General features: G+C 70.8%; 11 protein-coding genes. 9 read left to right on the top strand and 2 right to left on the bottom strand.

The window, feature by feature from the left end; genetic code table 11:
• Positions 1-52 precede the first annotated feature (52 nt).
• Positions 53-2620, top strand: a complete 2568-nt coding sequence (locus tag ACY0MR_RS13595; RefSeq protein ID WP_388793170.1) for a SpoIIE family protein phosphatase — start codon at positions 53-55, stop codon at positions 2618-2620.
• Positions 2621-2814: 194 nt separating this feature from the next.
• Here the strand turns inward: ACY0MR_RS13595 and ACY0MR_RS13590 are convergent, their stop codons facing one another.
• A complete protein-coding gene (locus ACY0MR_RS13590; RefSeq protein ID WP_473560898.1) occupies positions 2815-3522 on the bottom strand; it encodes a PspA/IM30 family protein in 708 nt (235 codons plus the stop codon).
• A 53-nt stretch (positions 3523-3575) separates the two neighbouring features.
• Positions 3576-5678 (bottom strand): TPM domain-containing protein, encoded by a 2103-nt coding sequence (locus tag ACY0MR_RS13585; RefSeq protein WP_473560896.1) that lies wholly within the window; start codon positions 5676-5678, stop codon positions 3576-3578.
• Between the two features lie 122 nt (positions 5679-5800).
• On the opposite strand from ACY0MR_RS13585, the gene ACY0MR_RS13580 reads away from it, so the two are divergent.
• The 8 genes from ACY0MR_RS13580 (at position 5801) to ACY0MR_RS13545 (ending at position 18527) form a co-directional block, all read left to right on the top strand.
• Entirely contained in the window at positions 5801-6859 is a 1059-nt protein-coding gene (locus ACY0MR_RS13580; RefSeq protein WP_473560894.1) for a glycoside hydrolase family 18 protein, read from the top strand.
• A 661-nt stretch (positions 6860-7520) separates the two neighbouring features.
• Positions 7521-9971, top strand: a complete 2451-nt coding sequence (locus tag ACY0MR_RS13575; RefSeq protein WP_473560892.1) for an ABC transporter family substrate-binding protein — start codon at positions 7521-7523, stop codon at positions 9969-9971.
• 280 nt (positions 9972-10251) lie between these two features.
• Positions 10252-12153 carry a translational GTPase TypA gene (typA, locus tag ACY0MR_RS13570; RefSeq protein ID WP_383295663.1) on the top strand — a complete coding sequence of 634 codons (1902 nt, stop codon included), beginning with the start codon at positions 10252-10254 and terminating at the stop codon, positions 12151-12153.
• Positions 12154-12692: 539 nt separating this feature from the next.
• Positions 12693-14330 carry a peptide ABC transporter substrate-binding protein gene (locus ACY0MR_RS13565; RefSeq protein ID WP_361852476.1) on the top strand — a complete coding sequence of 546 codons (1638 nt, stop codon included), beginning with the start codon at positions 12693-12695 and terminating at the stop codon, positions 14328-14330.
• A gap of 170 nt (positions 14331-14500) precedes the next feature.
• Positions 14501-15433 (top strand): ABC transporter permease, encoded by a 933-nt coding sequence (locus ACY0MR_RS13560; RefSeq protein ID WP_361852510.1) that lies wholly within the window; start codon positions 14501-14503, stop codon positions 15431-15433.
• Positions 15426-16373, top strand: coding sequence for an ABC transporter permease (locus tag ACY0MR_RS13555; protein ID WP_388793181.1), 948 nt, complete (start codon positions 15426-15428; stop codon positions 16371-16373). The genes ACY0MR_RS13560 and ACY0MR_RS13555 overlap by 8 nt, the downstream gene beginning before the upstream one ends.
• 14 nt (positions 16374-16387) lie before the next feature.
• Complete coding sequence (locus ACY0MR_RS13550; protein WP_361852482.1) at positions 16388-17446, top strand: ABC transporter ATP-binding protein; 1059 nt, start codon at positions 16388-16390, stop codon at positions 17444-17446.
• A complete protein-coding gene (locus ACY0MR_RS13545; RefSeq protein WP_361852485.1) occupies positions 17439-18527 on the top strand; it encodes an ABC transporter ATP-binding protein in 1089 nt (362 codons plus the stop codon). Before ACY0MR_RS13550 ends, ACY0MR_RS13545 begins: the two co-directional genes overlap by 8 nt.
• Positions 18528-18551: the final 24 nt, after the last annotated feature.

The following is an 18551-nucleotide window of genomic DNA, read 5'->3' as shown; positions in this document are numbered from 1 at the left end:
GAATACTGCGGGAATGGCCGGTCCGGTGCGGTGAGCTGGAGGGGACGGTCGCGTGAGCGAGATACCTGAGAAGGCGAGTGGCGGCGTGGTGTGGCAGAGCAGCCCGCCCGGCTCCATCTATGACTACATCCGGGTGGCGTCCTTCTCCATCGGGCCCGACGGACTCGTCGAGCAGTGGAGCCGACGCGCCGTGGACCTCTTCGGGGTGACCGCGGAAGAGGCCATGGGCAAGGACCCCGTCGAGGCCTTCATGCCCGCCGACCAGCGCGAGCGCGGTCACCGGAGGGTCCGCGAGATCCTCGACGGCAAGGAGTGGACAGGCCTCGTCCCCTTCCGGATCCCCGGCGACGACCGGCCGCACGGCATCGCCGAGATGTACGTCATGCCCAGCGAGACCCACACCGGGGAACGGGCCGCGCTCTGCATCGTCGTCGACGTCCGCGCCCTCCGCCGCATCGAGACGGACCTCGCCGCCTCCCAGGCGATATTCGGCCAATCGCCCTTCGGCTTCCTCCTCTTCGGCACCGACCTCACCGTGAAGCGGGCCAACCGGCGCTTCGCCACCGTCTTCGGCGGCTCCGCCGACGACCACCGCGGCCGCACGGTCCACGACTACCTCAACCTGCCCGAGGCCGACCGGATGACCGCCGCCCTCCGCAGCGTCCTGGAGACCGGGGAGTCCGTCACCGACTTCGAGATCGTCGGCGCCGCCCCCGGCTCCCGCGACCGGCGCCACTGGTCCATCAACCTCTACCGCGTCCACAGCGGATCCGGCCGCCCGATCGGCGTCGCCGGCCTCGGCATCGACGTCACCCGCCGCCACAACGCCGCCAGGGAAGCCGCCAGCGCCCGCCGCAACCTCGCCCTCCTGAACGAGGCCGGCGCCCGCATCGGCAACTCCCTCGACCTGGAGGCCACCGCCCGCGAGCTCCTCGACGTCGCCGTCCCCGGCTTCTGCGACCTCGCCTCCGTCGACCTCTACCAGGGACTCCTCACCGGCGACGAGGCGCCACCCGGCCGCTGGGGCAGCTCCCACGACGTCGGCTACGGGGCCGGCAGCGCCGAACTCCGCAGGGTCGCCTTCGCCAGCGCCGTCTCCGACACCCCCCTGAGGACCGACGAGGGGCACGGCCCCGGCGGCTGTTGCGGCACGGAACCCATCCAGGTCGGCGCCGTCCACCGCTTCCCCTTCAACTCCCCGTGCGCCGGAGCCCTGCGCACCGGCCGCCTCCGGACCGTGCCCGGCGCCGACGGCGAGCTCGTCCAGAGCACCCTGGTGGTCCCGATGGTCGCCCACGACACCGTCGTCGGACTCGTCCAGTTCTCCCGGGCCAAGGGCAGCGAGTCCTTCGGAGAGCGCGACCGCGCCCTCGCCGTCGAACTCGCCGCCCGCGCCGCCGTCTGCATCGACAACGCCCGCCTCTACCGCCGCGAGCACGAGCGCGCCCTGATCCTCCAGCGCAGCCTCCTCCCGCCCGGCGACCCCGAGGCGGCCGGGCTCGACATCGCCTGCCGCTACCTCCCCGGCACCGCCGCCACCGAGGTCGGTGGCGACTGGTTCGACGTCATCGAACTCCCCGGCCACCGCACCGCCCTCGTCATCGGCGACGTCATGGGCCGGGGACTGCGCGCCGCCGTCGCCATGGGCGAACTGCGCACCGCCGTCCGCACCCTCGCCCAGCTCGACCTGGAACCCGCCGAGGTCCTCTCCCACCTCGACGAGATCGCCCGCGGCCTCGGGGCCCCGATCGGCGCCCAGCAGTCCCGCGGACACAAGTCCCGCGGCCCCGAGCTCTCCGAGGTGTACCTCGCGACCTGCGTCTACGCCGTCTACGACCCGGTCACCCGCCGCTGCACCTTCGCCAACGCCGGACACCTCCCGCCGGTGCTCGTCGAACCCGGCGAGGAGGCCCTGCTGCTCGACGTACCCCCCGGGATGCCGCTCGGAGTCGGCGGCGAACCCTTCGAGGAGGTCGAGGTCGAACTCCCGGAGGGCGCCCTCCTCGCCCTCTACACCGACGGCCTCGTCGAATCCCGCGACCACCCCCTCGACGAGGGCCTGAGCGCCTTCCGACGGGCCCTCACCGACCCCGCCCGCCCCCTGGAGGACGTCTGCGACCGCGTCCTGACCAGCCTGGAGACGGGACACGGCGAGGACGACATCGCCCTGCTCATGGCCAGGATCCAGGGCCTGCCCAGCGAGGCGGTCGGCGACTGGCGGCTGCCCAGGGAGCCCCGCTCCGTCGGCCGGGCCCGCGAACTCGCCCGCACCCAGCTGAAGGCCTGGGACCTCGAAGCGCTCGTCGACACCGTCGAACTCCTCGTCAGCGAGCTCGTCACCAACGCCCTGCGCTACGGCGAGGGGGAGATCCGGCTGCGGCTGCTCCTCGACCGCAGCCTCGTCTGCGAGGTCTGGGACGCCGGCCTGGTGCAGCCCCGGCGGCGCCGTGCCAAGGACACCGACGAGGGCGGCCGCGGCCTCCAGCTGGTCGGACTGCTCAGCTCCTCCTGGGGCTCGCGCCGCACCCCCCGAGGCAAGACCGTCTGGTTCGAACTCCCCCTGCCGGACGGCGAGGGCACGGCGGAACCCACCGTGGAGCAGCTCCTCAGCATGTTCTGACACGCGCCGCGCCCACCCGGCCGCCCGCCCGAGCCGTCGCCCGGCCGCCACCACGCGACCGAGCACGCCCGCGCGGGCGGCGGCGAGCGCGGCGACGACCGGGTGGGCGGCGCCCGGCGCGTGGAGGGAGCCGAGCGGGGCGGCCGCGTGGCCGGCGCCGACCGCGGCGGCCGATCCGGCACCCGGGTGCCGGGTCAGCCCTTGAGCGCCGCCAGCCGGGCCTCGATCTCGGCGCTGTCGCCCAGCGCGTCCAGCTGCTCGAACTGGGCGTCCAGCGAGGACGCCGCCAGCTCCTGCTTGCCCATGGCCCGCGCCTCCTCCCGGCGCACCTTGTCCTCGAACCGGCTCAGCTCGCTCGTCGGGTCGAGCACGTCGATGTTCTTCACGGCGTCCATCATCGTGTTCTGCGCCTGGGCCGACCGGGCGCGGGCCACCAGCTCGTCCCGCTTGGCCTGCAACTCGCCGAGCTTCGCCTTCATCTGGTCGAGGCCCGTCCTGAGCTTCGCGACCACCTCGGTCTGCGCGGCGATCGTCGGCTCCGCCGTCCGCGCCTCCTTCTCCGACTGGAGCTGGCGGCCGAGCGCCACCTTCGCCAGGTTGTCGAAGCGGTCCGCCTCCGCCGTCTGCCCGCCGCCGCGCAGCTCGTCCCCCTTGCGGCTGGCGGCCAGCGCCTTGCCGCCCCACTCCTTCGCCGCCGCCACGTCCTCCTGGTGGTCCTGCTCCATCAGCCGCAGATTGCCGATCGTCGCGGCCACCGCCTCCTCCGCCTCCGCGATGTTGTTCGAGTAGTCGCGGATCAGCTGGTCCAGCAGCTTCTGCGGATCCTCCGCCTGGTCCAGCAGCGCGTTGATGTTGGCCTTCGCCAGCTGGGTGACCCGGCCGAGGATGGTCTGCTTGCTCATGGCTCTTCTCCTTGAGAGGGACAGAAAGGGGGAGGGGGCGCGGCGCGCCGCCCTCAGAAACGGCCTCCGCCGCCCAGCCGGCCGCGCGTGCCGCCGCCGCCGAAGCTGCCGGGCCCGCCGCCGAGACCTCCGCCCCCGAACCCCCCGCCGGAACCTCCACCGAACCCCCCATGTCCGCCTCCCCTTCCCCCGCCGAACAGTCCGCCGAGGATGATGCCGCCGAGCACCGCACCGCCCAGCCCGCCGCCACCTCCCACCCCTGTTACACCGCCCGGGCCGTTCGGGTTCCCATATCTCCGGACGTCCTGCTCGGCGAGGTCCTGAGCGCGCCGGGCGAGGGCGTCCGCCTGCCGGGCCTCCACGAGGGCGTTCTGCGGGTCGTCCGCCTCGGCCAGCACCCGCGCCTTCTCCCAGCGGCGCTGCGCCTCGGCCAGCCGCGTACGGGCCTCGCTGCCCACCGCGCCCCGGTGCGTGGTGACGTAGTCCGCGGCCGCCCCGATCGCCGAGCGGGCCGTCAGCATCGCCTGGTCGAGGAGCGCACGGGCGCGCCGGCTGCCCGACTCGCGCTCCCGCGCGCCCTCCAGCGCCTCGTCGAGCACCGCGTCCGCCTCCTCCACCCGGCGCAGCGCGTCGAGCGGGTCGTACCGTCCGGAGTCCATGACCCGCCGCACCTCGGCGAGCACCGACTCCGCGCGGGCCACCCGGCCCTGCAGATCGGCCGTCGAGACCCCCTCGGCGGTCCCGCGCAGCAGCCCGCGGGCCTCCGCGAGGTCGGCGTCCGTCTCCGACAGGGCGCCGGGCAGCTTGCCGACGGCCTCAGCCAGCTCCTGTGCCCGCCGGTCCACCGCCTCGGCCAGCCGGGCCGCCTGGTCCACCGCTCCCTCGGCCGCCCGGATGTGGACGGCGGCCCCGCCGTTGTCGCCGGCGTCGATCCGGGCGCGGGCCTGCCCGACGTGGTCCGCCGCGAAGACCAGCCGGTCCCTGGCCTGGTCGACGTCGCCGGCGACGGGCGCGGCCGCCGTCTCCGCGTACCGCTCGCGCATCGCCGTCAGCGCCGCCTCGGCCGTGTCCGTCCGCCCGGTCTGCTCCCGGACCGCGGCCTCGACGGTCGCCAGGGCCTCGGGAGCGGTCCGCTCCAGGGCCCGCAGCCGGTCGAAGTCCTCGCTCTCGGCGTCCAGCCGGGCGTTCGCCTCCGCGCAGCGGCGCAGGATCTCCTCCAGCATGCTCCGCCGGGTCGCGTCGTCCTCGGGGAACGCGTCGTCGAGCTTCTGCCGCAGCCGGAACGAGGCCGTCAGCTGCTCCTCGGCGAAGGAGACCGCCTCGGTGAACCGCCGGACGGACTCCTCGCCGAACTGGGCGGTCGCGAAGCCGAGTTCCTCTTGGCTGGTGCGGACGGCGTCGTCCGTGGCCACCAGCGTCTGCCGGGCCTGCCCGTCGAGCTCGTCCAGGGAGGGCGGCGCGGGCGCCTTCGGCGGGCCCCAGCCCTGCCCGCCCTGGGGCGTGGTGCGGGTCTCGGACCGCCGGCGCCGCTTGGTGAACGCGTAGGCGGCCACGGCGCCGGCGCCGCCGACGAGGACCATCGGCAGGACCAGATCGGTCGCCGAGGTGCCGTCGTCGGCCGCGCCGCCCGGATCGGCGGGACCGGGGGTGATCGCCGGAGCGGGGACGGGCTGCCCGGCGAGGACGGCGGCGTAGCCGTCGGCCGCGCCGATCGCGGCGCCCGCCCAGTCGTTCTGCCGGAGGGCCGGTTCGATCGCCGTGCGCGCGACGTCGTCCAGCTGCCCCTGGGTGAGGGGGCCGTCCGGGGCGGCGGAGTAGCCGTACAGACGGTCGTGGGTCGCGACGGCGAGCAGCAGGTCGTCGGTCCCGAGGCCGTTGCGCTCGGCCGTGGCGTCGGCCCAGTCCTGGCCGCCGCGACCGGAGAAGTCCCGTACGTAGACGACGAAGAGCTGGACCCGCCGCTCGTCGTAGAGCCGGTCGAGGGCCTGTGCCACGGATGCGCGGCGGTCGCCCAGCGCGTCCACCCGGTCGGTGATCTGCCCGTCCCGGGACAGGACGACCGGGTCGTCGGCACGGGCACCGTGAACGGCGGGCACGAGGAGCCACCACGCCGCCACCAGTACCGCGAGAAGGGTTCGGGTGGCTGTTCGCGTCACAAAGGGGAGGTTATGTCCGCATATGACCGACCGCGACCGGACGAAGACGCCCTGAGGAGCCGCGGAAACCATTCTCCACAGCCCTGCGTCACTGTCGGTAGCCGCCGCTACGGTGAGAAGCGGTGGAACGACCGGCACGACGGCACGCGGGGGCTCGGGTGAGTGGACGGCTGAGGCGTATGTGGCGACGGGGGCGCTGGTTCGTGCTCGGGCTCGTCCTGGTCCTCGTGGTGCCCCCGTTGTTCGGCGCGCTCGCCCTGCGCGTCAACTACGCGGGGGACCTCAGGGACGACGCGAAGACCCGGGACAAGGACGCCGTGTGGCTCGGCCACGCCTGGGTCGACGGCCGGAAGAAGGACGCCGACCTCGCCGCGTTCGCCGCACGTGTCAAGGACACGGGCATACGCGACCTGTACGTCCACGCGGGGCCCCTGGAGCACGACGGCACGCTGCCCGCCGCCAGGTACCCCCGCGCGAAGTGGTTCGTCGACGCCGTGCACCGGACGATGCCCGGGATACGCGTCCAGGCCTGGCTGGGCGACGTCCTCGCCAACGACGGGCCGGGGCCCGGTCTCCACCTCGACAGGGCCGCGTCACGGGCCGCCGTCGTGAGCTCGGCCCGGCAGGTCCTCGACGTCGGCTTCGACGGGGTCCACTTCGACCTGGAGCCGCTGCTGTCCGACGACGCCGACTACCTCTCCCTGCTTGACGACCTCGGGGAGGTCACCCGGCCGCGGAAGGCGCAGCTCTCCATAGCCGCCCACCAGATCGATCCGCTCCCCGGCCTGCACTCGGCCAACAGCCTGCTCACGGGCAGGGAGAAGTGGTGGTCGCAGAAGTTCTTCGGCCAGGTCGCCCGGCGCGTCGACCAGATCGCCGTCATGTCGTACGACACGTGGATGCCGCTGGAGAGCCTGTACGGCGGATACGTCGCCCAGCAGACCAGCCTCGCCCTCGAAGTGACTCCGGAGTCGACCGACCTCCTGATGGGCCTCCCCTTCTTCCACGAGGACGACCTCGGCCACCACGAGAACGCGGAGACCGTCGAGGCCGCCGTCCGGGGCGTCAGACTCGGCCTCGGACGCACCGACCCCGACCGCGCGCGCTTCGGCGTCGCGCTCTACGTCGACTTCGCCGCGGAGGAGGGCGACTGGGCGGCCTACCGCGCCGGCTGGCACTGAGGTCCGCGCGGGCCGCCGGCCCGGGACCACGGCGGAGACGGGGCCCGACCCCTCCGGGGCAGGCCCTGATCGGGGCCTGCTGGGCCCCTGAGCTTGTGCGGCCCCTGGGTCCGCTGGCCTCTGGGTTCGCTGGGCTCTGGGTCCGCTGGGCTCTGGGTCCGCTGGCCCCTGGGTCTGCTGGGCTCTGGGCCTGTTCGGCCCCCGGGCCCGGTCGGCCCCCGGGCCCCCGCGCCGGGGGTGACCCCCGGGCCCCCGCGCCGGGGGTGGCCCCCGGGCCGGGGGTGACCCCCGCGCCGCTCGGGGCCGGTGGGTCGCAGGAGGATGGGGCCGTCGGCGCGCACCGTCGCCGCGCACCGGGGGAGTCCGCCGCGACCAGCCGTCTCCTGACACCCTTCCGGACCGTCGGCGCGGGCCTCGCGCCCGGCGCGATGACCGCCGACGCGCCCCGACGGCCTCGACGGGAGCGCCGTGTCCCCTTCCGCCGCCCCCGCCCGGCCGCACTCGCGGCTGCCCCGCCCCGCTCACTGTTGGGCCGCACGAGTGGGGTTTCCGGCCGCGCCGTCGTGTCGCCGTGGCCGGATCCTTTCCTTCCTTTTCAGTGGATGAGCAATAGGTGTGATCATCTCCAAATGGAATGAATCTGGACGAAGGGGTACAAGTCATGTCCCAGATCGGCGCCCCTCGCGGGAGGACATGCTCCAGGAGCCCCCGCTCCCGCACGCTCCGCTCCGTCGCCACGCTGACCAGTGCCGCCCTCGCCGTCACCGTCCTCGCCGGATGTTCGTCCGACGACGCGGACGAGTCCCGGGCCGCGGCCCAGGACAACGCGCCCGCCGCCCGTGAGCGGGTCGCCGACGGAGGAACCCTGCGCTGGGCCGTCGACGCGTTCCCCACCACCCTGAACTCCTTCCAGGCGGACGCCGACGGTGCCACCTCCCGGATCGCCGGGGCCGTGCTCCCCGCGCTGTACACGATCGACGAGCGCGGCCGGCCCCAGCGCAACCCCGACTTCCTGGAGTCCGCGCAGGTCGTCGAGACGGAGCCCAAGCAGGTCGTCCTCTACAAGCTCAACCAGCAGGCGGTGTGGAGCGACGGACGCGAGATCGGGGCGCCCGACTTCGTCGCCCAGTGGCGCGCGCTGAGCGGCCGCGACACCGCGTACTGGACCGCCCGGAACTCCGGGTACGAGCGGATCGAGAAGATCGAGCGGGGCAAGAACGACCTGGAGGTGCGGGTCACCTTCGCCAAGCCCTACGCCGACTGGCAGTCCCTGTTCACCCCCCTGTACCCGAAGCAGGTCATGGGCTCCCCGGCCTCCTTCAACGACGGGGCCCGCACCACCCTCAAGGCCACTGCAGGACCGTTCCTGCTGAAGGCGGTCGACCGCAAGAGCGGCGATGTCACCCTCGCCCGGAACCCCCGCTGGTGGGGCCAGCCGGCCAAGCTCGACAGCATCGTCCTCAAGGCGGTCGCCCGCGCGGACCGCGCGGACGCCCTCGCCGAGGGAACCCTCGATCTGGCCGAGATCGACCGGTCCACCGCCGAGCGCATCTCGCTCGCCCTCCGCGACGCCCGGGCCGGCCGCAACGGCGCCCAGGCGGCCCTCGCCCACGGCCCCGGCTCCTCGATCACCCCCTCCAAGGCCCTGAAGTCCTGGGCGCTCGCCCACGGCTCGGACGAGGAGAAGGCGGAGGAGGTCCGGGCCGCCCGCGAGCAGAACCGGAAGGCCGTCGCCGCGTACGCGAACGCCCAGGACGTCCTGGCGAAGTACGCGGTCCGCAAGTCCCTGGAGCCCGCCTACACCCAGCTCTCGCTGAACGGCGAGTCCGGGCCGCTCGCCGACGAGCGGGTGCGGCGGGCGGTGGCCCGTGCGATCAACCGCAGGGAACTGGCCGAATCCGTACTCAAGCCGCTCGGCCTCCCGGCCGATCCGCCCGGGAGCCACCTGGCCCTCGCGGGCCAGTCCGCGTACGCGGACGGCAGCGACGCCCTCGGCAGCCAGGACACCGACGAGGCGCGGGCCCTCCTCGCCGACGCGGGCTGGGTGCCCGGCGGCGCGGCGCGGAAGCCCGCGGACGGCACCAAGGCGGGCAGCGAGGCGGAGAAGGGCGAGAAGAAGGGCGCCGGGGAGAAGACGGGGGAGGAGGGCGCCAAGGAGAAGGGGAAGACGGCGGAGAAGGCCGAGTCGGCGGAGAAGAAGGACACCGCCGGTTCCACCGACGCCAAGAAGCCGAGCTCCGAGGGCGCCTCCGACGCCGCCTCCGACACGGCCTCCGACGAGGGCCTCTACATCGTCGGCGACGACAAGCCGGGCGAGCGCCGGGCCGTCGCCGCCGGCGGTCCCGAGAGCGGCACCCGCATCCTCGCCCCGGCCCCCGCGGCGGCCGTCCAGAGCGCGGCGCTCCTCGCCCGCGCCGAGGCGCTCGACACGGGGACCGGCGCCCAGGCCGCCCAGACGATCCCCCGGTCGGACAAGGGGGTGGCCGGGGCGTACGCCCCGCGCGGCACCGCCGCCCCCGTGAGCGCCGCCGACGCGGCCAAGACCCTCGGCAAGGACGGCAAGGCCCTCAGCCTCCGCTTCGTCCTGCCGTCCGGCCCCGGCTCCGAGGCCCTGCGGGCGGTCGGCGACCGGATCGTCCGGATGCTCGACGCGGTCGGCATCCGCACCGAGGTCACCAAGGTCTCCGACGACAGCTTCTTCAAGGATCACGTGGCCTCGGGCGACTACGACCTGGCCCTCTACTCCTGGCCCGCCACCGCCTTCCCGGCGACCGACGCCCGGCCGATCTTCGCCAAGCCCGAGCCCGCCTCGGACGGCTCCCTCCTGGTCGAGCAGAACTACTCGCGGGTCGGCACCGACCGCATCGACCAGCTCTTCGACCAGGCCGCGGCCACCCTCGACGAGGAGGAGGCCCGGGAGCTGGTGCGCCAGGCCGACGCCCGGATCTGGGCGGCCGCCGGCTCCATCCCCCTCTACCAGCGCCCCCAGCTCGTCGCCGCCAAGGCGGATCTGGTGAACGCCGGAGCCTGGGGCCTGGCCGGCCCGCGCTACCAGGACATCGGCTTCAAGAAGCCCGAAACCTCCAAGGGAGCCGAGCGAAACACCCCCTGAAAACCCCGAAAGCCCTGAAACCGCAGGTCACAACCTCAGAACCAGCTCAATTTCCTTGCCCGCCGGTGATCCCGGCGGGCAGGATCGCGTCGGCCCCTTGACCCGGTCGCACGACCTCCCCCACACCCTTGCCCCTGCACGGCACCACCTCTCGGATCTTGGCCGGGGAAGCCCCTTGCGCGGCAGCCCCGTACCATGGACATAGCCGTGGCGCGTCCGCCCGGCGGGCGTACGAGGAACTGACGCCGCATCCCACGATCCGAGAGAAGCGCAAGCACCCATGCCCACGCGCCACGACATCCGTAACGTCGCCATCGTCGCCCACGTCGACCACGGCAAGACGACCATCGTCGACGCCATGCTCAAGCAGGCCGGTGCCTTCGCCGCCCACCAGCAGCTCGACGACCGCATGATGGACTCGAACGACCTGGAGCGTGAGAAGGGCATCACGATCCTCGCCAAGAACACGGCGGTGAAGTATCACCCCAAGGACGGCGGGGCCCCGATCACGATCAACATCATCGACACCCCCGGCCACGCCGACTTCGGTGGCGAGGTCGAGCGCGGTCTCTCGATGGTGGACGCGGTCGTCCTCCTCGTGGACGCCTCCGAGGGTCCGCTCCCGCAGACCCGCTTCGTGCTGCGCAAGGCTCTCCAGCAGCGCAAGCCCGTCATCCTCTGCATCAACAAGACGGACCGCCCGGACTCCCGGATCGACGAGGTCGTCAACGAGACCTACGACCTCTTCCTCGACCTGGACGCGGACGAGGACCAGATCGAGTTCCCGATCGTCTACGCCTGCGGCCGTGACGGCATCGCCTCGCTGACCAAGCCGGAGAACGGCACCGTCCCCGCGGACAGCGACAACCTGGAGCCGTTCTTCAACGCCATCCTGGAGCACGTCCCCGCCCCGGTGTACGACGAGACGGCGCCGCTCCAGGCCCACGTCACCAACCTGGACGCCGACAACTTCCTCGGCCGCATCGCGCTCCTCCGCGTCGAGCAGGGCGAGCTGCGCAAGGGCCAGACGGTCGCGTGGATCAAGCGGGACGGCACGATCTCGAACGTCCGCATCACCGAGCTGATGATGACCGAGGCGCTCACCCGCAAGCCCGCCGAGGTCGCCGGCCCCGGTGACATCTGCGCCGTCGCCGGTATCCCGGACATCATGATCGGCGAGACCCTGGCCGACCCGGAGAACCCGATCGCGCTGCCGCTGATCACGGTCGACCAGCCGGCCATCTCCATGACCATCGGCACCAACACCTCGCCGCTCGTCGGCCGCGGTGGCACGGGCAAGGGCGCGGACGCCAAGGCCGCGGTCAAGAACCGCAAGGTCACCGCCCGCCAGGTCAAGGACCGCCTCGACCGCGAGCTGATCGGCAACGTCTCGCTCCGCGTGCTCGACACCGAGCGCCCGGACGCCTGGGAGGTCCAGGGCCGCGGTGAGCTCGCGCTCGCCATCCTGGTCGAGCAGATGCGCCGCGAGGGCTTCGAGCTGACCATCGGCAAGCCGCAGGTCGTCACCAAGGAGGTCGACGGCAAGACGCACGAGCCGGTCGAGCGCCTCACGGTCGACGTCCCCGAGGAGCACATGGGCGCGGTCACGCAGCTCATGGGTGTCCGCAAGGGCCGCATGGACAACATGTCGAACCACGGCTCCGGCTGGGTCCGCATGGAGTTCGTCGTTCCGTCCCGCGGCCTCATCGGCTTCCGTACGGAGTTCCTCACCAACACCCGCGGTACGGGCATCGCCCACTCGATCCACGAGGGCCACGAGCCGTGGTTCGGCACGCTGACGACCCGTAACAACGGTTCGCTGGTCGCCGACCGCGCCGGTGCCGTCACCGCCTTCGCGATGACGAACCTCCAGGAGCGCGGTGTCCTGTTCACCGACCCCGGCACCGAGGTGTACGAGGGCATGATCGTCGGCGAGAACTCGCGCTCCGACGACATGGACGTGAACATCACCAAGGAGAAGAAGCTCACCAACATGCGCTCCTCCTCGGCCGACTCCTTCGAGGCGATCGTCCCGCCGCGGAAGCTCTCCCTGGAGCAGTCCCTGGAGTTCTGCCGCGACGACGAGTGCGTCGAGGTCACCCCGGAGGCCGTGCGCATCCGCAAGGTCATCCTCGACCAGAACGCGCGTGGCCGCGCCTCCTCGCGCGCCAAGAACGGCTGAACCACGGCCGTAGCGACCGGAGAAGACCGTAGGTCGAGCAGTCGGCGAGATCGGTCGGCATCGGCCGCATGCGACCGATGACAGTGGGGTAGATCACGTCTCTGTGATCTACCCCGCTTTCGGTTCGACACGACGTCAGCACCGGAGCCCGGACCCCCACAGGCAGTGTGGGAGTCCGGGCTTTTCGTCAACTTCCGTCAACTCCATTTCACCGGCCCGGTGTCCGCATATCGGCCATCGCTCTCCGGTACGTGTGTTAACGGTCCGTTTCGGGGGTGTCTGTCTGTGCTCAGTTTGTCCGGATTTCGGTATCTGGGCATGTGGTGATGTTGTCAAAACGAGACCACTTAAGTGTGGTTTACAGCCCGGACGTACTTAATAGTTGGCTCCATTGAGCTCGGGTCAATGGGTCACGCACTGTGGGGAGTGCCGACTCACGAGCACACTCGGGGCACTTGAGTGCAATGCCGTCAGGGGTGTCGGCAGAACTCGGAGTGCCCCTCTTGTAGTGACAAAAGTGGACTCATGAGGAGGAACCCATGCGCGGTGCCAAGAGCGCCAAGTGGGTAACGGGCGCGATCATCGTCGCCCTTGCTGCGACCGCCTGTGGCGGGGGTAAGAGCGACAGCGGCGACGCCAAGGGCGCTGTTGACCCGAACGGAATCTTCTCCGTCGAGCTGGGCGAGCCTGAGAAGCCCCTGCTCACCGGTGACACGATGGAGTCCAACGGCTCCGCGGTCATGGCCGGCCTGTTCTCGACCCTGGTCGACTACAAGGCCGACGGCTCCCTGGAGATGATCAACGCCGAGTCCGTCACCACGACCGACTCGAAGACGTGGACCGTCAAGCTCAAGCCGGGCTGGACCTTCCACGACGGCACCCCGGTGACCTCCAAGTCCTACGTCGACGCGTGGAACTGGAACGCCAGCCTGAAGAACGCCCAGGGCCTCTCGTCCTGGTTCGCGGACATCAAGGGCTACGACAAGGTCCACCCGGACGCCGAGGGCGCCAAGCAGACCGCGGACAAGCTCGACGGCCTGTCGGTCGTCGACGAGACCACCTTCAAGATCGAGCTCTCGAAGGCCGTCCCGTACTTCGGTCACAAGCTGGCCTACATCGTCTTCGCCCCGCTGCCCGAGTCCTTCTACAAGGACCCGGCCGCCGGCGGCCAGAAGCCGGTCGGCAACGGTCCCTACAAGTTCAAGAGCTGGGACCACAAGAAGAAGATCGAGATCACTCGGTACGACGACTACAAGGGCCCGAACAAGGCGAAGAACGGCGGTGTGGTCTTCAAGAACTACACCACCCTCGAGGCCGCGTACGAGGACCTGAAGTCGGGCAACGTCGACGTCCTGCGTCAGATCGCGCCGAAGGACCTCCCGGTCTACCGCCAGGACCTCGGCGACCGCGCCGTGGACCAGCCGTACTCCGCGATCCAGACCATCGCCGTCGCCTTCTACGCCGACCAGTGGAAGAAGCCGAAGGCGATCGACCCGCGCGTCGTCCAGGGTCTCTCCATGGCGATCGACCGTGCCACCATCACCAAGACGGTGCTGCAGGGTACCCGTGAGCCCGCGACCGGCTGGGTCGCCAAGGGCGTCCTGGGCTTCCAGGAGGACGGTGGCGCCGGCGTCACCAAGTTCGACCCGGCGAAGGCCAAGGAGCTCATCAAGGCCGGCGGCGGCGTCCCCGGCAACAAGATCTCCATCCAGTTCAACGCCGACGGCGGCCACAAGGAGTGGGTGGACGCTGTCTGCAACTCCATCCAGCAGGCCACCGACGTGCAGTGCGTCGGCGACAGCAAGCCGGACTTCCAGGCCGACCTGACCGCTCGCAAGACCAAGCAGGTCAAGTCCCTGTACCGCTCCGGCTGGGTGCTCGACTACCCGGTGAACGCCAACTTCATCTCGGACCTGTTCCGCACGGGTGCGGCGGGCAACCAGGGCGACTTCTCCAACAAGGAGCTGGACGCCGAGATCGCCAAGGCTGACTCCGCGGCGACGCTGGACGAGTCGGTGAAGCAGTTCCAGGCCATCGAGAAGGAACTGAAGAACTACATGCCGTCCATCCCGCTCTGGTACTACAAGGTCAACGCGGGCTACTCCGAGAAGGTTTCGGGCGTGGCTTACGGTCAGGACGGCGACCCGATCCTGACCGGCGTCGAGGTCACGAAGTAATCACCCAAGCGTAGTCCGCACGCCGTCGCGGGGCTGACGGATCGTCAGTCCCGCTCGGTGCCTTATGCAGTGGCTGGGGGGCCCTTCCGCGACACTGTTCTGCCCGTCATCGGGGCAGGGCGTCGCGGGAGGGCCCCCGGCTGCCGCCGTCACATCTCAACGGAGGCATGATGGGGCGCTATGTCGCACGACGACTGCTCCAGATGATCCCGGTCTTTTTCGGGACAACCCTGCTGATCTTCCTCATGGTCTACAGCCTGCCCGGCGACCCCGTGGCCGGTCTGTTCGGTGACAAGGGCGCGTCCCCCGCCACCATCGCCGAGATCAGACACAAGCTCGGTCTCGATCAGCACATCCTGAAGCAGTACTGGGACTACATCAGCGGGATCATCTTCCACCTGGACTTCGGGACGCAGATCCGCAACGACCGTCCCGTCACCGAGGTGCTGGGTGACGCGTTCCCCGTCACGCTGCAGCTCGCAGCGCTCGCCTTCGCCGTCGAGCTGGTCTTCGGCATCGGCCTCGGCGTCATCGCCGGCCTCCGCGCCGGCCGCATGGCCGACAACGCCATCCTGATCTTCACCCTGCTGATCATCTCGATCCCGGTCTTCGTGCTCGGCTTCATCATCAAGATGGTGTTCGCCTTCGAGCTCGGCTGGATCGAACCCAACGTCAGCAACGACCAGTTGCTCTCCGAGATGATCGCCCCGGCCATCGTCCTCGGCGGTCTCTCCCTCGCCTACGTCGCGCGGCTCACCCGTACGTCCATGGCGGAGAACCTCCGCGCGGACTACATGCGCACCGCGGTCGCCAAGGGTCTGCCGCGCAGCCGCGTCATCGGCGTCCACCTCATGCGCAACTCGATGATCCCGGTCGTCACCTTCCTCGGCACCGACATCGGCGCCCTCATGGGCGGTGCGGTCGTCACCGAAGGCATCTTCAACATCAAGGGTGTCGGTGGTCTGATCTACGAGTCGATCAGCCGCCGCGAGGGAACCACCCTCGTCGGCCTCGTCACGATCCTGGTGGTCATCTACCTCATCACCAGCCTGCTCATCGACCTGCTGTACGCGGTCCTGGACCCGAGGATCCGGTATGCCTGACGTGACCAAGACCGCGACCGCTCCCGCGGACGCCGTCGACACCCCCTCGGTGAGCGTCTCCGAGGTCAAGGCGGAGAAGGCGCGCAGCCTCTGGGGCGACGCCTGGCGCGACCTGCGCCGCAACCCGTACTTCCTCGTGTCGTCGGTGCTGATCTTCTTCCTGCTGCTGATCTCGGCCTTCCCGGGCATGTTCACCAGCGCCTCGCCGACCACCGGTGACCTCGTCAAGCACTACGTCGGCAAGCCGGAGCTCGGCAACATCGGCTCCGCCGGCTGGCTCGGCTACGACATCCAGGGCCGCTCCGTCTACGCCCGACTGATCTACGGCACGCGCGCCTCGATCATCGTCGGCGTCGCCGTGACCGCGATCGTCACCGTCCTCGGCGGCATCGTGGGCATGATCGCCGGCTACTTCGGCGGCTGGGTCGACGCGATCCTGTCCCGACTGACCGACATCTTCTTCGGCATCCCGTTCCTGCTCGGCGCCATGGTCGTCCTCCAGGCGTTCGTCGAGCGGACCGTCTGGGTCGTCGTCTTCGCCCTCGCCTTCCTCGGCTGGACGCAGATGGCCCGCGTCATGCGCGGCGCCGTGATCACGGTCAAGCACGCCGACTACGTCCACGCGGCGAAGGCCCTCGGCGCCGGCACGACCCGGATCCTCTTCCGGCACATCCTGCCGAACTCCATGGCTCCCGTGATCGTCGTCGCGACCATCGCGCTCGGCGGCTACATCTCGGCCGAGGCCACCCTGTCCTACCTGGGCCTGGGTCTCGCCTCCCCGACCGTCTCGTGGGGTGTCGACATCTCCGCGGGCGTTCAGGCGATCCGTACGTCGCAGCACATCCTGCTGTACCCGTCGATCATGCTGAGCCTCACCGTTCTGGCGTTCATCATGCTCGGCGAAGCCGTCCGCAACGCCCTCGACCCCAAGCTGCGCTGAGGAGGGCGTAACAGATGAGCATCATCGACAAGACCGCGTCCGTCCCGGCGCCCCGCGACGGCGCCGACCACAACGGTCCGCTGCTCGAAGTCCGCGACCTGCACGTCGAGTTCCACACCCGTGACGGTGTGGCCAAGGCGGTCAACGGAGTCAACTACTCGGTGAACGCCGGCGAGACCCTCGCCGTCCTCGGCGAGTCCGGCTCCGGCAAGTCCGTCACCGCGCAGGCCATCATGGGCATCCTCGACATGCCGCCCGGCAAGATCCCGCAGGGCGAGATCCTCTTCCGCGGCCAGGACATGCTGAAGATGGCCGAGGAGGAGCGCCGGAAGATCCGCGGCCGGAAGATCGCGATGATCTTCCAGGACGCGCTGTCCTCCCTCAACCCGGTCCTCACCGTCGGCTACCAGCTCGGCGAGATGTTCCGGGTGCACCAGGGCCTCTCCAAGAAGGCCGCCACGGTCAAGGCCGTCGAGCTGATGGACAAGGTCAAGATCCCCGCCGCCAAGGCGCGGGTCACCGACTACCCCCACCAGTTCTCCGGCGGTATGCGCCAGCGCATCATGATCGCCATGGCGCTCGCCCTGGAGCCGGACCTGATCATCGCCGACGAGCCCACCACGGCTCTCGACGTGACCGTCCAGGCCCAGGTCATGGACCTCCTCGCGGAGCTCCAGCAGGAATACAACATGGGTCTGATCCTGATCACCCACGACCTCGGCGTCGTCGCCGACGTCGCGGACAAGATCGCCGTGATGTACGCCGGCCGGATCGTCGAGCAGGCGCCGGTGCACGAGCTCTACAAGCGCCCGGCCCACCCCTACACCAAGGGTCTCCTGGAGTCGATCCCGCGCCTGGACCAGAAGGGCCAGGAGCTCTACGCGATCAAGGGCCTCCCGCCCAACCTGCTCAAGGTGCCCTCCGGCTGCGCCTTCAACCCGCGCTGCCCCATGGCCGACGACATCTGCCGCACGGAGGTCCCGGCGCTGGTGCCCGTCACCGAGCAGAACGGTGCGGACCTGCCGGGCCGTACGAGCGCCTGCCACTTCTGGAAGGAGACGATCCATGGCTGACCTCAGCAAGAACGACGAGGCCGTGGAGGCCGCCATCGAGGCCCCCGTGGGCCGCGGCGAGCCGATTCTCCAGGTGCGCAACCTGAAGAAGCACTTCCCGCTGACCCAGGGCATCCTCTTCAAGAAGCAGGTCGGCGCGGTCAAGGCCGTGGACGGGGTCTCCTTCGACCTGTACCAGGGCGAGACCCTCGGCATCGTGGGCGAGTCCGGCTGCGGCAAGTCCACGGTCGCCAAGCTCCTGATGAACCTGGAGCAGGCCACCGCCGGCGAGGTCTTCTACAAGGGCCAGGACATCACCAAGTTGGGCGGCCGCGCGCTGAAGGCCGTGCGCCGCAACATCCAGATGGTGTTCCAGGACCCGTACACCTCGCTGAACCCGCGCATGACGGTCGGCGACATCATCGGCGAGCCCTTCGACATCCACCCCGAGGTGGCCCCGAAGGGCGACCGGCGCCGCAAGGTGCAGGAGCTGCTCGACGTCGTCGGTCTGAACCCGGAGTACATCAACCGGTACCCGCACCAGTTCTCCGGCGGTCAGCGCCAGCGCATCGGCATCGCCCGCGGCCTCGCGCTCAACCCGGAGATCATCATCTGCGACGAGCCGGTCTCGGCCCTGGACGTCTCCGTCCAGGCGCAGGTCATCAACCTGATGGGGAAGCTCCAGGACGAGTTCAACCTGTCCTACCTCTTCATCGCGCACGACCTGTCGATCGTCCGGCACATCTCGGACCGCGTCGGCGTCATGTACCTCGGCAAGATGGCCGAGATCGGTACGGACGAGCAGATCTACGAGCACCCGACGCACCCGTACACCCAGGCGCTGCTCTCCGCGGTGCCGGTGCCGGACCCGGAGGCCCGCGCGCACCGCGAGCGGATCATCCTGACCGGTGACGTCCCCTCGCCGGCCAACCCGCCGTCGGGCTGCAGCTTCCGCACCCGCTGCTGGAAGGCGCAGGAGAAGTGCGCGCAGGAGACGCCGCTCCTGGCGATCCCGCAGCGCTTCGCCGGCCAGGACACCCCGGCCGCCCACTTCTCGGCGTGCCACTTCGCCGAGGAGAAGCAGGTCGTGCCGGTGCACTGACGCACCGAGCGGCAGACACGACGG

This window comes from Streptomyces sp. JN8, from assembly GCF_055808075.1.
This window is presented reverse-complemented; position numbering and strand designations above follow the sequence as displayed.

Coding starts and splice junctions, on each gene's coding strand:
- ACY0MR_RS13590 (WP_473560898.1), bottom strand. CDS start 3,522: ATGAGCAAGCAGACCATCCTCGGCCGGGTCACCCAGCTGGCGAAGGCC.
- ACY0MR_RS13575 (WP_473560892.1), top strand. CDS start 7,521: ATGTCCCAGATCGGCGCCCCTCGCGGGAGGACATGCTCCAGGAGCCCC.
- typA (WP_383295663.1), top strand. CDS start 10,252: ATGCCCACGCGCCACGACATCCGTAACGTCGCCATCGTCGCCCACGTC.
- ACY0MR_RS13565 (WP_361852476.1), top strand. CDS start 12,693: ATGCGCGGTGCCAAGAGCGCCAAGTGGGTAACGGGCGCGATCATCGTC.
- ACY0MR_RS13560 (WP_361852510.1), top strand. CDS start 14,501: ATGGGGCGCTATGTCGCACGACGACTGCTCCAGATGATCCCGGTCTTT.
- ACY0MR_RS13555 (WP_388793181.1), top strand. CDS start 15,426: ATGCCTGACGTGACCAAGACCGCGACCGCTCCCGCGGACGCCGTCGAC.
- ACY0MR_RS13550 (WP_361852482.1), top strand. CDS start 16,388: ATGAGCATCATCGACAAGACCGCGTCCGTCCCGGCGCCCCGCGACGGC.
- ACY0MR_RS13545 (WP_361852485.1), top strand. CDS start 17,439: ATGGCTGACCTCAGCAAGAACGACGAGGCCGTGGAGGCCGCCATCGAG.